Here is a 14,099-nt window from a genome sequence, read left to right on the forward strand (position 1 = left end):
CGTTCTCCGGCAAGGCGGTGCGGGGCCGGGCGGCCCGTGGTGAGCGGGGCGGGCCGCCCGGCGCACACGCCGTCAGGACGCGGAGGCGGTGATGCGGGCCAGGGCCTCGGCGGCGAGAGCCCGGTAGGCCAGGTCCTGGGAGACGGCCCATCGGCCATCGGCCAGGACCCGCGCAGAGTCGATGATCTCCCGCAGTCGCGGCACCGCGGCGGCGGCCCCGGGGCCGTCGAGGGCGCGGACGGCGAGCATGCCCAGCGGGGTGGCGGCGACCGCCTCGATCACGCGGGGCAGCAGGTCTGCCTCCCCGGTGATCCGGTGGATCACGCAGGCCGCCGCGGTGGCCGACTCCTCATCCGCTGCCTCCTGCAGCAGCGGACGCAACAGCGGCACGGCCGGAGCGGCCGCACTCCCCAGGTCGAGCAGCCGTTCGGCGACCTCCACCGACAGGCTCGGCCGGAACGCATCGGCCAGCACCTCCAGCGCTTCCGCACCATCCCCGGTGATCCGCCACAGCGCCCACGCCGCCTCCCGACGCTCACCTTCCGAGGAGCCCTCACGCAGCAGACGACGCAACACCGGGACGGCCTCGGCGGCGGCCTCACCGATGGCGCCCAGCGCGAACGCCGCCTCCTCTCCGGCCCCATCGCCCTCCAGCAGGCCGGTCAGCTCCGGCACCAGCGGCGCGGCCCGCACCCCCCAACGGCCGACCCCGATGGCCAGCCTGCGTGAACCGGGCGCATGAGCGGCCAAAAGGGGACGCAGTGCCGGTATCAGCTCATCGGCGTGCTCGGCCATGCCCGCCACCATGTCCTCCGTGTAGTACAGCCCCGGGGCCTTGGGCAGGACGTCGATGAGCTGCGGCAGACAGCGGGCGTCGCCGAGGGAGCCCAGCACCTGCACCACGTCCGACCGGTCCCGGTGCCGCCGCTCCCGCAGCATCGCCGCCAGAGCGTCGGCCACCCGGGCGGCGGCGGGGCCGCAGCGCTTGATCTCCTCGAAGGCGTAGCGGGCGACGGTCTCGTCCTCATGGTCCAGCAGCCCGGCCAGCGGGGGCAGCAGCCGCCGCGGCGCCGCCCGCCAGGTCCGCATCACCTCCCCGGCCCGCTCCACCAGCCGCGGGCCGGTGTCGCGGTCGGCGCTCTCCAGCAGGGAGCCGATCAGTTCGATCAGCTCGCCGGGGTGGTCGTCCAGGGGCTGCAGCAACCCCTCATGGCGGTCGCCCTCCCACAGCCACAGCACTTCCTCCAGCGCCGATTCGGAGGCGGCCAGTTCTTCCCTCAGGGCTTGGACGAGCCCGTCGGGGAGCTCTGGGACGCCGCACCACAGCAGCGCCACCGCCGCGGCGGCCCGCACCTCCCGGCAGGGAGCATCGGCGAGCAGACCGCGCAGCCACTCCAGCGGCGCATCCCGGCGCTCCTTGGTCAAGTCACCGACGGCCAGCACCAGCGCAGCGGCCGTCACCGGGTCGGTCTCCACGGCATACCGCGCCTGCAACACCGGCACCAGCTCTAGGGCACGCTCAGGAAAATCGGCCAGCACAAAGGCCGCCCCATGCCGAACCACCGGATCAGAACCACCAAGCGCCGCCACCAAGGCGGGGATTTGGGCTTCGACCGCCGCCCGCCCTTCCAGGGCCAGGGAGCGCATCCGCTCGTCGTCGATCTCCTCGTGCGCCCGGCTGATCCGCGACAGGATGACGAACAGGTCCTCGCGGGCCCCGTGGGGACGGCCGCAGGCCAGCTCCACCAGGAACGGCACGGCGGCCGAGGTCGCCGAGTACGCCTCGCCCCATCTGAGCAGCGCCTCTTTCAAGCCGTCGATGCCCTCGCCCAGGTCGCCGGTGCGCGGCGTGGCCACTTTCATGATCAGGTCGGGGATGTCCCCGGCCCCGCCCATGGCGTGGCGCAAGGACGCCCAGTCGATCTCGTTCAGCCGCAGCCGGATCTTGCGGTGCGGCCACAGCCGCTCTGAGTCCAGCCGCAGCACGGTGGTGCCATTGCCCGCCCTGACCTGCAGTTCCCCGTCCGACCCCAGTTCCAGGCCGGTGATGCCGGTGCCCAGCCACAGGTCGGTGTCCACCCCTGAGCGGACGTCGCGCAGCCGGACCAGACCGTCGCCCCAGGCGGCGGCGACCGCCGGCCCGGTCGGCAGCACCGCCGCGGCCAGCGCGCACACGGCCTCTTTACGGCCGGTGAGCGGCTGCTCCGGCGGCTGGCCGGGCGGCTCCCACAGGCGGACGGTTCCCTCGGCATCGCCGGTCACCACCAGCGGGCCACCATCCGAACGCACGCAAGCGACAGCGGTCACCTCGGCTTCGTGCAGTTTCCGGACCTGCGGCTCAGCATCGCCGAGCCGCACATGCACCCGGCCACCGGCATCCGCGGTGACCGTGACCGTCCCGTCCCCGTCAGTGGCCGACACGACCTGTCCGGACGTGAACGAGGAGGCAGGCCCCGCCGGGTGCACCGCCGTCACCGTCCAGCGGCCCAACCCATCGACATCCCCCTCGGCAAGGGCCACCGGCCCGACCCCGCCCTCCTGATCGCTGTCCGGACCGTGCCTAGGGGGTTCGATCCAGGGGCCGACCACGTCGATCCGCAGCGTGCGCGCCACCCGCACCAGCGCCTCACGGGTGCGGGCGCAGATGACCACCGGGTAATCCGCGACGCCCCACCGGCCGACGTGAATGATCGCATCCGGCGCCCCGTAGGCGACGCTGTCGACTCCCAGCTCCCGCCAGGGCAGCAGCCCCATCTCCGGGTAGGTGCCGCGGATCCGCTCCAGCAGTCCCGGGTGCTCGATGACCTCGCTCGGGTACAGCGGCAGCCGCCAGCCGTGGTTGTGCGAGAGCCGCTGAACGGCCAGTTGCAGGAAGAACTCCGAGATCGACCGGGCCTGCAGCAGCCACCCGTCCTCGGTACTGACCAGCACTCTGGGATCGGGACGGCCGGCTTCGGCGGCCAGATACCCCCACTCGTTGCAGTATTCGTACTCGGCCATGAACACGCACACCCGCCGGTCCTCACCAGGACCGACGAACGGGTTACGGACGGGCAGCGCGTCACTGACGCCCTGTCCGGTGGGGTCGGGCCGGATCGTGGGCGGCCACTCGGGATGCGTGTAATACAGCCTCGGCGAGTGGACGAAGGAGTTGAACGGCAGATCCCACCACTCTTTCAACGCCTCCGGAACCGGCAGAGAGGCATCCACCCGAGCGGCATCGTCCTCATCGAAGCCGTCCTCTTCAGCCTGCCGCGACCGGCGCGGCGGCCCCTCGGGGTCCTGATAACCCCATTCCCGCTGGAAATCGCGCAGCAACTCCCAGAACGCCGACCGCCCCCGCTCAGCGGCCCGCCGCATCCGCTCCGCAAACCGTCCATAGTCGACTGCTTCGCTCACGGGTGAGCAGCGTAGGGAGACCACATTTCCACCGCGAATCGAACAAACCGATTACCGTCGCGGCAAACCCTTCCCACCTTCACCTTTTCTCCGCCTCCCAGGTCACCCCCCAAAACGTGGCACGCTCCGGCCGAACCACCGAACCGGCCGGCGACGACCCTCACCCCTCATGAGGAAGATGCCGGTAACATCCCGTGCCATCACTTTCGAGAGGATCTCCATGAGCCGTGACGCCGCGAGCCCGGCCGGCAGGCTGCAAATCGACAGGCCGGTCTCGGCCCGGGTCTGGGACTACTGGCTGGGCGGCAAGGACCACTACGAGGTGGACCGCCGGGCCGGTGAGGCGGTCGCCCGGCAGGTTCCCGGGATCGTCGCGGCGGCCCGCGGCGACCGGCTGTTCCTGGGGCGGTGCGTGCGTCACCTGGCGGGCGAGCGGGGCATCCGCCAGTTCCTCGACATCGGCACCGGGCTGCCCACCGCCGACAACACCCACGAGATCGCCCAGCGGGTGGCGCCGGAGTGCCGGGTGGTCTACGTCGACAACGACCCGCTGGTGCTGGCCCACGCCCGCGCCCTGCTCACCAGCACCCCCGAGGGCGCGACCAGCTACATCGACGCCGACATGCGCGACCCGGGCGCGATCTTGGAACAGGCCGCCGAGACCTTGGACTTCGGTGAGCCCATCGCGCTGATGATGCTGGCCGTCCTGCACCTCATCCCCGACGACGGCCAGGCCCACCGCATCGTGCGGGAACTGGTCGCCGCACTGCCGCCGGGCAGCCACCTGGCGCTGTCGCACGCCTGCCTGGACGTGGAGGCCACCCAGACCGCCGTCCGCACCTGGAACGAGACCGGCACCCCGCACCCGGTCAAGGCCCGCACCCGCGCCGAGATCACCGCTTTCTTCGACGGCCTGGAGCTGATCGAGCCGGGGGTGGTCTCCTGCACCCGGTGGCGTCCCGAGCCCAACCCGTGGGGCGAACCACCGGAGGTCATGACCTTCGGCGGGGTGGCCCGCAAACCCTGAACCCGCAAACCCTGAAAAGGCACATCCGGCGTCAAGACGAGCAAGCCCGGCGTTCAGATGATCAAACCGCCGCGGCGGCGTTATGGTGGCGGCAGTCGGCCCGGCCGGCGGCCCGGGCCGCGCTCCGGTCGTCCCCGAAAGGTGGTCTCGTGGCGCACATCGATCTGGACGACGGCATTCCCGGACTGCCCTCGCTGCTGCGGTTCCGGCCGGAGACCGCCGGAGCGCTCAGCGCCCTGGCCGAGACCCTGCTGCGCGGCCCGAGCCCGCTGGCCCGCGGGGAGCGCGAGCTGATCGCGGCCTATGTGTCCACGCTGAACGACTGCCGCTTTTGCGCCGGCTCGCACTCGGCCTGCGCCGCCGCCCAGCTGGAGGGCGGCATGTCCCTGGTCGAGCAGGTCCACGCCGACCCGGATGCCGCCCCCATCTCCGACAAGCTCAAAGCCCTGCTGCGCATCGCCGCCGCCGTCCAGCGCAGCGGCAAGGACGTCACCGCCGAGCACATCGCCGCGGCCCGCGCCGCCGGCGCCACCGACGTGGAGATCCACGACACGGTGCTGATCGCCGCCGCGTTCTGCATGTACAACCGCTATGTCGACGGCCTGGGCACCTCCGTTCCCCCCGACCCCCGGGCCTACGCGCAGATGGCCGAACGCCTGGTCGCCCACGGCTACGGCTCCGCCGCCCCCGGCCCGGACCCCAGGTGATCGCCGGGTCCCGGAACCACGAGGGCGGCCGGGCACCGTGCCGGGGACACGGCGGCAGAAGCCGAAAGCCGCGCTCGCCCGGCGGCCGCCCTTGCCGGTTGCCCGGTGCGGAGATGCCGCGGGCCTCGCGTTCGAAAACGGTGATCTGAAAGCCCCGTCCGACCTGTTCGCAGGCGACGGCCGACCCGGCCGTGCCGCCGCCGCGCACGGCGCCATGCTGGTACCGGGAGCCGCACCCACCTGTGCTGGAAAGACAGCCTGACCCCGCAGGGCGACATCGTCCCCAAGAACCCGGCCTGCGCGGCCGCGGTCACCCAAAGCGGCACCAACTCCCTGTACAACTGGTTCGCCGTGCTGCGCTCCGACGGCGCCGGGTGGATGAAGGGCTTCATCCCCGGCGGCGAGCTGTGCGGCGCCGACGCCACCGTCTACGACTTCGGCGGCTTCGACCTGGCCCGCGACGACCGGCCGGTGACCCACCTGACCGCCGGCGCCACCATCCGGTTCCGCTGCAACAAGTGGGCCGCCCACCCCGGCTGGTTCCGCTCCCACATCACCAAGGACACCTGGGCCCCCAGCCGTCCGCTGTCGTGGGACGACCTGGAGCCCGAGCCGTTCGACAAGGTGCAGGACCCGCCCCGCGCCGGCGGCCCCGGCAGCGAGAACTCCGATTACCTCTGGAACGTCAAGCTGCCGGAGGACAAGACCGGCCGACAGCGACGAGACCTTCTACAACTGCTCGGACGTGGTCTTCGACGGCGGCAACGGCGAGGTGACCGGCGTCGGGGAGAGCGGCACGCTCCCGCCGCCGTCGCAGTCCCCCTCACCGAGCGCCCCAGCCTCCCCGCAGCCGGGGATGAGCCACCGGACGACCAGCGGCTGAGCGGACGGCACACCAGACCGACAAGGCTGAACGGTCTGGAACGCCTTTTCATACCCACCGACTGCGCACCGCTTCCCAGAGACGACGACCATGGCGAAAACGCCGACAGCGCGCTGCCAAGCCTTTTCCCGCCGAGGCCAGGACGGGAGCGTCAGCGGCGCTGTGTCCTGCGGACGGGCTCAGAAGTGCCCGGTGATCCTGGTTCCGTCGGCCGCGATGACCTGGAAGGTGTCCTCGCCGGGGTCGTGGCCGGCGGCCCGCTCGTACTGAGCGGCGAAGGTGTAGGTGCCCGGCCGCACCGTGCGGCCCGGCAGCAGCGTCCACCGGTAGACCACGGCCCGGCCGGTGACATCCGTGCTGATGCGGAAGTCGCTGGTGGCCAGCGACAGCCAGGAGCCAGTCGGCCTGACCCGCGGCGTGCGGACGACTTCGATGGTGACCCGCAGGCGGGTCAGGGGACGGTGCACCCGCAGTTTCAGGTTGTTCTCGCCCCAGTAGGGGGTGCCGTTCGGGCCTGAGGTCCCGGTGGCCTCCACGGTCTGCTCGCCGGAGGGTTCGTCCCCGGCGGGGGAGGCGCTTTGAGGGGAGGACGGGGAAGAAGGGGTGTGGCCGGGAGCAGTGGAGGGGACGGGGAGCGGGGAGGCGTGCTGAGCGGGTGACTGCGGCGGCAGGTCGCCTCGTTCGGTCAGGGGCGGGCCGGTCCGGTCGTTCAGCGCCAGGGCGGTCAGCGAGGCGATGCCGACGACCGCGGCGGTGCCCAGCGCGGTGGCGGCCACCCGCAGTCCGCTCCAGCCCGCCCAGCGCCGCAGCGGGCGGGCCCACGGGCCGTCCGGGCGCAGCGACCCGGCCGGCGGCCAGGCCCCGCGGGGCGAGCGCATGGCCGTCTCCACCCGGGACCAGATGTGCTCCCGGTCGGGCTCGTACCGGTCGGCCTCGTCGCGCAGCCGCTGCCGCAGCAGGGCCAATGTCTCTTCGGTCGTCTCCCGGCGGCCTTCGTGAGCTCGCATCACGCACCCTCTCCCAGCGGCCCGCCGGCCGCCCCTCCCGGCAGCAGGCCGGCCGCAGGGCCCTCGGGCCGCTCCCGCAGCGCCCGCACCAGTTCGGCCACCCCGCGCGAGGTCTGGCTCTTGACCGTCCCGACGGAGACGCCCAGCACCCGGGCGGTCTCCTGTTCCGACAGGTCGAAGGCCAGCCGCAGCACCACGCAGGCGCGTTTGCGGGGCGGCAGCCGCCGCAGCGCGGCCCGCACATCGACGATCGCCGCCACGTCCGGGTCCTGGCGGGACTCCCGCTCGCCGCCTTCCAGGACGTGCAGCCCGCCGCGTTCGCGCATCAGGGTCCGGATCCGGCTGTTGCACATGTTGATGACCATTCGCCGTACGTAGGCCAGCGGCTGGTCGGCGTTGCGCACCCGGTCCCACCGATGCCACGCGGCCACCAGCGCATCGGCGGTCAGGTCGTCGGCGGCGTCCGCGTCCCCCAGCATCAGGGCCGCCAGCCGGGCCAGTTCTCGGTGGTGCAGTTCGAAGAATCGCTGGAACTCCGCCCGGGCGGCCTCGTCCAGGGAGCCTTGTGAGCTCAAAGGGACCGCCTCCCGCCGTTGCGCGGCACGGGACGCGGCCGATGCGCCGTGCCACGTGCTCATCGTCATCAGCTCACCGTCACTCGTTGAACGGGAAACCGTAGTCGGCCATCGCCACGGCGATGCCGGCCTGCGTCCGGAAGCGGTGGCAGCGGACCACCGGGACGGTGGAAGTGGCGCCGTTCGCATGCGCCCACACCCGTTCGTAGTCGGGATCGCCGCGGTAGAACGAGCGGATCGACATGAACGTGGAGTTCGCGTCGATCGGGTCGCCGTTGGGCATGGTGCCCCGCCGGCCGGTCGGGTCGTTGACCCGCTCGTAGTCGGCCCGGGGCTCGGGCGCCGAGGTCCCGAGGTCGTCCCGGTGCTTCCACAGGGCCTCCGGCAGGTTCTCGGCGACGGTCTCGGCGCGGGCGTCGCCGGACCCGGCCGCGTACGCGATCGGCGTGCGGGCCGGAGCGGCGGCGCCGAGGTCCTGGGTGTGCTCGGTCACGGCCACGTGCAGCCCGGTGTCAGCCGAGGGCATCCCGGTGTCACCGGACCGGTCGCCGTCCGGCTGCCCGCTCCAGCGCAGCGGACGCAGTGAACCCCGAGCCCCAGTCGTTCTCGCCGTAGACCACCGTGCAGGCCACGGCGGCGTGCGCCGGCCCACCGACGACCACCGGGCCGCCGCGGAGCATGATCAGCGCCACGCCCACCGCCGTGAGCGGGCGCCCTCTTGGCCGTCTTCTCACCAGCCCCTTTCCTCCCCGGCCGGTTCACTGGGCAGGATGCGATCGAACACGCCGGCAGAGCCGAACCAGACAACAGTGGCCAGGTACCGGCCGGAGCTGCGGGGTGATCCCATCCAGACCAGTCGAGCCGCAGCCCAGACGAACTCCTCGGCCCGCTGCCGTGTGCCTGGCCGCTCCAGGCGCGGGCCGGGTGCGGTGACCCTTGATCGACACGCCGTTCCTGCAGGTCGCATGCGGGGACGTCACCGTCGAGGGGAGGCCGCACCCTGCGGCGGCACGGCGCCGGGCACCGGCCGCGGCCTGCTCGGCCGGGCGTCGGATGAGGTTCGGCGGTCATGCGGAGTCGCGGACGATCAGCTTGGACTTGAGGATGACGCCGCGTTCGGGGGCGCTGCGCCCGCCGATGAGGCCGAGCAGCTCGCGCACGGCGCGGGCGCCCAGGTCCTCGACCGGCTGGCGGACGGTGGTCAGGGCGGGCCGGATGCGGCGGGCGATCGGCAGGTCGTCGAAGCCGACCACGGCCACATCGTCGGGGATGCGGCGGCCGGCCCGGTGCAGCGCCCGCATGGCGCCGAGGGCCATCAGGTCGGAGGCGGCCGCCACCGCCTCCAGGTCCGGGCGCCGGGCCAGCAGCCGGTTCATGGCGTGCTCGCCGGAGGTCCGGCTGAAGTCGCCCCGGACGATCAGGCCCTCGATCTCGATGCCCGCGTCGGTAGCGGCGGCGCGGTAGCCGGCCAGCCGGTCGATGCCCGGTCCCACGTCGGGCGGGCCGGCGATGACGCCGATCTTGCGGCGGCCGGTGGCCACCAGGTGCTCCAGCGCGGCCCGGGCGCCGCCCCGGTTGTCGGCGTCCACATACGGCAGCCGGATCGGCGACAGCGGGCGTCCGGCCACCACCACCGGGCCGCGGGAGGCGGTGTGCAGCCGGACGAGCGGGTGGTCGCGGTGCGGGCCGACCAGCAGCACCCCGGCGGTGTGCCCGGCGCGCAGGTACTCGGCGGCGGTGCGCCACTCCTCGTTCCCGCCGACCATGAGCACCACGTGCTGGGGGCCGCCCTCCAGCTCTCGTTTGACGCCCTGCAGCAGCCGGGCGAAGAACGGGTCGGCGAAGACCCGGGAGCTGTCCTCGCAGAGCACGACCGCGATGGACTCGCCCGGCCCGACCAGGCGGGGGGCGCTGCGCCGCCGCACGTAGCCCAGGCGCTGCACGGCGTCCTCGACCAGCATCCGGGCGTCCGGGCTGACGTGGGCCGAGCCGCTGAGCACCCGGGAGGCGGTGGCCGGGGAGACACCGGCCAGCGCGGCGACGTGGGCGAGGGTGGGCGGCCGGCGGGCCGTGCGCGTTTTCGATTCCGCGCGGGTTTGTGGCCGGGCTTCTGATCGGACAGGCGGTTCGGATATCGCCACGCCTGCACTCCCTTCGGGGGTTTCCGGCTGTGACCGGCAGCCGGAAGGTTGGCGGGGTGGGATGCGGGAGCGCTCCCAAGATTGAAGGTTTTCTTATCTTCTGTCAAGAAAGTGCGACCACAGTGTCAACCACGATTTCCCCGGGAGTCCACTGTGCTCGCCATTGGTGGTCTTCAGGCTTTATGAGCTGGCAGAACGCTCTCTTGCGGCAGGGTGCGGCGGCATGGGGCGCCATGAAAACCGTGAAACGGCGCTTCCCATGTGCCAGTGTCGCCTCTACCTTCGGCCCGGCGGTGCCGGTGACGTTTCGGCCGAGGCCGCGCGCCGCCGGATCGCCGTACTCGAACGCCCGGAGAACTCGATGGACCCGTCCCGAGCACGCCGCCGAGCGCCGTATGCGCTGATCGCGGCGGCCCTGTCGGCGGCGGGGTGCGCCGAGTCCGCCTCGCAGACGGCTCCGCCGCGTTTTCCGCACAACGCGCCGACCCTGCCGGCCACCCGGCACCGGCTTCCTGGAGGGCAGCTCGTCGCTGCGGCTGAAGGCCCCCGGCGGCGAGGGACACAAGGTCCACCGCATGGACATGAGCGGGGGGACGTGCGCCAGGGCTCGGGCCGGATGGAGGGGACGCTCAAGGGCAGCCGCGTCACCGTGCTGTCCACTGGCGGCATCGAGTACGTCTCGCTCCCGGACGAGCCGCGCACGCGGACCGGGCGGCGGTGGCTGTGCAGCACGGGCAGCCGGACCTTCGGCGATTTCCCCAATGTCCGCCGCATCGCGATGCTCCTGCGGACCTCCCACGAGCCCACACCGGCGGGTTCGGGGGGCGGCCGCCGGCATGCGCACGGCACGATGGAGCGCCGGGTGGCGCTGCGCGAGGTGCCCGACCCGACGTTCAAGCCGTTCATCGGGCGGCTGCCGGCCACCGTCGCCCATGACCTGTGGACCGGCGACACCGGCAAGCCGGTGTGCATCCTGCCGCAGCTCAAGGGCGAGGCCGGCAGGCGCAGCAGCACCGTGGAGCCGTCGGGCTTCGGGGCCGCGCCCTCCGTCCGGCGGCCCACCGCCGACCAGGTGCTGCGCCGCCCGTCCGAGCGGGGGTCCGCCGCGGGCTGAGCCCTTGCCCACGCGCCGCCCGGGGGCGGCGGGCACGAGGTGAGAAGCCATGGGTGATCCTTCCGATACCGGCACGGGGCACCGGTTCGCCCGGGTGAATTCCGCGCATCCGCGGGGTCGGCGAAACGCGCGTGAATTACCCGCGCAGGAGTGAGCGAGAGTCTCGTTCACGAGACCATTCCCGGCCCGTTCGATGGGATTTACCGGCCGGGTGCACGCGGCATTCCGCAGGCGAGGCCTTGTCGGCCGACGCCCACGGCGCACCAGGACCCCGCCCGGTTTGGCCAGGCGGAGTCCCCGGAATTGCCCGCCGGGGCCGCTGCTCCCACGGTAAGCGGTCCCGGCCCTTTGCCCCCTAGTCGCCCGGGCCCCGCCGAAAGGTTGCCGACGATTCGGTATGAAAATCCACAGAAAGCGTCTGTACAGGTTGGGATCGGGCTGCTTCTCTCGCTTGGAAGCGCTCCTGCGAAGAGCGTTGTGAATACCCACACCCCGAGGAGGAATTCGTTATGAGAGCCGACCCGATTCCCAAGGCGCGCAGCTCTCCGTCCCGGCTGCGCGGACCGCTAGCCGGGACGGCGGGCGCGTCGACCGCCGCTTCCACGCCGGCAACTGGTGCAACCAGGCCGGGACGGAACTGGGCGAGCGCCCGCAGGCCACCCCCGAGCCGGGCATCGACGCCTACGTGTGGATCAAGCCGCCGGGCGAATCCGACGGCGCCGGCAAGGAGATCCCCAACGACGAGGGCAAGCGCTTCGACCGCATGTGCGACCCGGCCTACACCGGCAACGCCCTCAACGGCCGCAACATGTCCGGTGCCCTCCCCGGCCACTGGTTCTCCGCCCAGTTCCAGGAGCTGATGCGCAACGCCTACCCACCACTGGACTGAACCTTTTCAACACGACGTTCCCGCAGGTGGGGACGGGGGCCTCGGAGCCAGGGACGATGCCGTGACCTGCAACGTCATGACCTCGGATACCGCCCGGTTCCCGTGCCCAAGGCCACGTGTTGGAAAAGGGTCACTGGTGCCGGTGTTTCAAAGGGCCGGGCAGGGACACCCTGCCCGGCCCTTGCCGCTTTCCTGTGGGCATGTCACCAAAGGCCCCGCACATGACCGGGACGTCAGACGGCCAACCGCGCAGGACACGGGAAATCACTCAGGCCATGCCGGCAAAGGACACGCGGCAGCCCAGTAACACCCGGATCCGTCCGCCGAGGCGGCACCGGTTGGGGCCGCGGTCGAGCGGCCACCGGGCCCCGCGGCTCCTTGACCGGCCGCTTCAGGGAGCGGGAGAACTCCACACCGGTCAGCCCTGGCCCGCCACCGCCAGGGCGCGGGCCGCGCGTTCCTCCAGCACGGGCAGGTCGGAGGCGATCTTCGCGATCTCCTCGCGGTCGGGCTCGGAGGCGGTGGCCGCGGCGGCCAGGCGGCTCCAGGTCTCGGCGCAGGCGTCGTAGGCCTCGGCCGCCACCTGGAAGGACGTCTCACCGGTGCGTTCGGCGACCTCGTGGCAGAACCCGGCCTGCAACCGGCGGAACAGCCCGCCCCCGGTCCCGGCCTTCTCGATGAAGACACGCAATGCGCGGTAGGCGCCGCTCAGGGCGTCCGGGTCGAGTTCGTCGGGCCATCGGGCGATCTCGGCGGCGAACCGCTCGATGCCCTCCAGCCCGCCGGTGTACCCGACCCGGCCGGGCAGCAGGCCGTGCAGCCCGTCCCGGCCGTCCCGCAGGTTGGCCGCCGAGCACGCGGCCGCCTCCCGCGCCACCGGCAGCAGGTCGGGCAGCTTCTCGGGGAAGCGCATGGGGAAGGTGGCGTGCCGGTTGGGGCCGGGGAAGCCGCGGGAGTCGCGGGCCTTGGCCAGGGCGTCCAGGGGGACCTGCTGGATGTCCTCCCGGTCGTTGTCGGCGACGTAGGCGATGCCCGCCTGCTCGTCGTAGCCGACGACGACCAGGTCGTGGCGGCTGTTGCTGAGCCGTACCCGCAGGTAGGGCAGGTGGATGATGTCGGCCCACACCATGACCGGCCGTCCGGCGTCCAGTTCGGCGGTGACCCAGGACCAGGCCTCGGCCGGGTCGCCGGTCTGGCGCTTCTCGACGGCGATGCCCAGCCGGCGGCACAGGTCCAGTTCCAGGTCCGCGCTGCGGCCGCCGAGGTAGAAGGAGGGGGTCATCCCCGGAAGATGCATCAGGTGGAAGGACAGCCCGCCGCCGAGCCCGAAGACCAGGGCCTCGCCGGGCGGCCCTCCCCAGCCGAGCCCGGCCCATTCGATCAGGTCCCGCAGCGCGCCCGACCCGCAGTGCCCGCCGAGCCGGTGCGGGTAGTCCCGGATCATCACTGGTGCCACCGGCAACCTCCCTCCACGTGCCTCCGGCGCCCCACTAACCGAATCACATTCGGCCTATTGTCGCCATGGGCGTCCGGCCGGTCGAGACCACTTGCGCCAGAACGCCGCCGAGAACGGCGAAGGCGACGCCCCGCGACCGGCCGGCGGAAAGAGTTGCCGGCACGTGACCCCAGGCGCCGGAGGCGACGGCTTCGACGCCATGCCGACTCACCCTGCGGAGACGGCGCGCCGCAACGGCTCAGTGGCAGTTGGACTCCGTGGGCACCGCAGCGGCGTGCCAGAAGGTGGCGCCGCTCAGCCAGCCGCTCCAGCACACCGCCTGGCCGAGCCGCAGGTCATACAGCGCCCGCCCGAACCGCGCCTCCTCATCGATCGCGGCGGACTCCTGCCCGAGCTGGTCCCGCACCGCCGTCCACTCGCCGCGCAGCCACTCCATCACCTCCTCGGGGGTGCGTCCCACAAGACGGATGGTCCGGGCGGGTTTGCGCAGCCAGTCGCCCAGTTCCTTGGGCGGCAGGTCGGTGGACGGATCGCGCCGCGCGGACTCGTCCTCGCACTCGGAGGCGTTCCCCCGCCACAGGTGGCAGTGCCAGTGCAGCCCCCGCTCCCGCCAAAGGGAGCTGTCGCGCACGCCGTCACCGTCCCGCCAGTAGCCGTCATAGTCGAACGCCGGAATGCTCATGACTCTGCCTCCCTCCGCCCTCGAGCTCGGTGGAAAGCGTCCGTCTCATCAAAGCCACAACAGGGGAAGGCCCAGCACCACGCAGGCCGGAGTGGGGACGAACCCCGGCTACCCATGATCAGCCGTCCCGCTCCCCGCCCCTCGCACCGACCTGGGAGTTCACCCTCCGCCGTGGCGGAGCTCACTGACATCCCCCGCCCCGGAGCAGCGCAACGTCAC

General features: G+C 72.5%; 11 protein-coding genes and 2 pseudogenes. 5 read left to right on the forward strand and 8 right to left on the reverse strand.

What is annotated here, in order from left to right:
* Positions 1-72: 72 nt before the first annotated feature.
* Positions 73-3,399: a HEAT repeat domain-containing protein gene (locus BUE48_RS22700; RefSeq protein WP_286990983.1), complete on the reverse strand. Its 3,327-nt coding sequence runs from the start codon at positions 3,397-3,399 to the stop codon at positions 73-75.
* 220 nt (positions 3,400-3,619) lie between these two features.
* Here BUE48_RS22700 and BUE48_RS22705 point away from each other — a divergent pair, with 220 nt between their 5' ends.
* The 3 genes and pseudogenes from BUE48_RS22705 to BUE48_RS22715 all read left to right on the forward strand — a co-directional run.
* Positions 3,620-4,426: an SAM-dependent methyltransferase gene (locus BUE48_RS22705; RefSeq protein WP_012854868.1), complete on the forward strand. Its 807-nt coding sequence runs from the start codon at positions 3,620-3,622 to the stop codon at positions 4,424-4,426.
* Between the two features lie 149 nt (positions 4,427-4,575).
* A complete protein-coding gene (locus BUE48_RS22710) occupies positions 4,576-5,133 on the forward strand; it encodes a carboxymuconolactone decarboxylase family protein (protein ID WP_012854869.1) in 558 nt (185 codons plus the stop codon).
* A gap of 276 nt (positions 5,134-5,409) precedes the next feature.
* A pseudogene (locus tag BUE48_RS22715) lies at positions 5,410-5,790 on the forward strand (lytic polysaccharide monooxygenase); the annotation flags it as partial.
* Between the two features lie 405 nt (positions 5,791-6,195).
* Here the strand turns inward: BUE48_RS22715 and BUE48_RS22720 are convergent.
* The 5 genes from BUE48_RS22720 to BUE48_RS22740 form a co-directional block, all read right to left on the reverse strand.
* Complete coding sequence (locus BUE48_RS22720) at positions 6,196-7,023, reverse strand: hypothetical protein (RefSeq protein ID WP_286990984.1); 828 nt, start codon at positions 7,021-7,023, stop codon at positions 6,196-6,198.
* The gene (locus BUE48_RS22725) at positions 7,023-7,598 is read right to left on the reverse strand and encodes a SigE family RNA polymerase sigma factor (RefSeq protein WP_286990985.1); all 576 of its coding nucleotides are present in this window, start codon (positions 7,596-7,598) and stop codon (positions 7,023-7,025) included. Before BUE48_RS22725 ends, BUE48_RS22720 begins: the two co-directional genes overlap by 1 nt.
* A gap of 79 nt (positions 7,599-7,677) precedes the next feature.
* Positions 7,678-8,124, reverse strand: a complete 447-nt coding sequence (locus tag BUE48_RS22730) for a glycoside hydrolase family 48 protein (protein ID WP_286990986.1) — start codon at positions 8,122-8,124, stop codon at positions 7,678-7,680.
* A gap of 7 nt (positions 8,125-8,131) precedes the next feature.
* Complete coding sequence (locus BUE48_RS22735) at positions 8,132-8,290, reverse strand: hypothetical protein (RefSeq protein ID WP_286990987.1); 159 nt, start codon at positions 8,288-8,290, stop codon at positions 8,132-8,134.
* A gap of 375 nt (positions 8,291-8,665) precedes the next feature.
* A complete protein-coding gene (locus BUE48_RS22740) occupies positions 8,666-9,739 on the reverse strand; it encodes a LacI family DNA-binding transcriptional regulator (RefSeq protein WP_012854874.1) in 1,074 nt (357 codons plus the stop codon).
* A gap of 595 nt (positions 9,740-10,334) precedes the next feature.
* Here BUE48_RS22740 and BUE48_RS22745 point away from each other — a divergent pair.
* Both BUE48_RS22745 and BUE48_RS22750 read left to right on the forward strand, forming a co-directional pair.
* Positions 10,335-10,853: a hypothetical protein gene (locus BUE48_RS22745; RefSeq protein WP_286990988.1), complete on the forward strand. Its 519-nt coding sequence runs from the start codon at positions 10,335-10,337 to the stop codon at positions 10,851-10,853.
* Between the two features lie 481 nt (positions 10,854-11,334).
* Positions 11,335-11,742 (forward strand): annotated as a pseudogene (locus BUE48_RS22750) (glycoside hydrolase family 6 protein); the annotation flags it as partial.
* Between the two features lie 418 nt (positions 11,743-12,160).
* Here the strand turns inward: BUE48_RS22750 and BUE48_RS22755 are convergent.
* Together BUE48_RS22755 and BUE48_RS22760 are read right to left on the reverse strand one after the other, a co-directional pair.
* Positions 12,161-13,198 (reverse strand): BtrH N-terminal domain-containing protein, encoded by a 1,038-nt coding sequence (locus BUE48_RS22755; RefSeq protein WP_286990989.1) that lies wholly within the window; start codon positions 13,196-13,198, stop codon positions 12,161-12,163.
* Between the two features lie 238 nt (positions 13,199-13,436).
* Complete coding sequence (locus BUE48_RS22760) at positions 13,437-13,880, reverse strand: hypothetical protein (protein WP_012854877.1); 444 nt, start codon at positions 13,878-13,880, stop codon at positions 13,437-13,439.
* Positions 13,881-14,099 lie beyond the last annotated feature (219 nt).

This window comes from Thermomonospora sp. CIF 1 (genome assembly GCF_001896795.1).
GTDB lineage: Bacteria > Actinomycetota > Actinomycetes > Streptosporangiales > Streptosporangiaceae > Thermomonospora > Thermomonospora curvata.

Bases quoted from the DNA above. Each gene is read 5' to 3' on its own strand.
- BUE48_RS22730 (WP_286990986.1), bottom strand. From the start codon at position 8,124: ATGCCCTCGGCTGACACCGGGCTGCACGTGGCCGTGACCGAGCACACC.
- BUE48_RS22760 (WP_012854877.1), bottom strand. From the start codon at position 13,880: ATGAGCATTCCGGCGTTCGACTATGACGGCTACTGGCGGGACGGTGAC.
- BUE48_RS22705 (WP_012854868.1), top strand. From the start codon at position 3,620: ATGAGCCGTGACGCCGCGAGCCCGGCCGGCAGGCTGCAAATCGACAGG.
- BUE48_RS22720 (WP_286990984.1), bottom strand. From the start codon at position 7,023: ATGCGAGCTCACGAAGGCCGCCGGGAGACGACCGAAGAGACATTGGCC.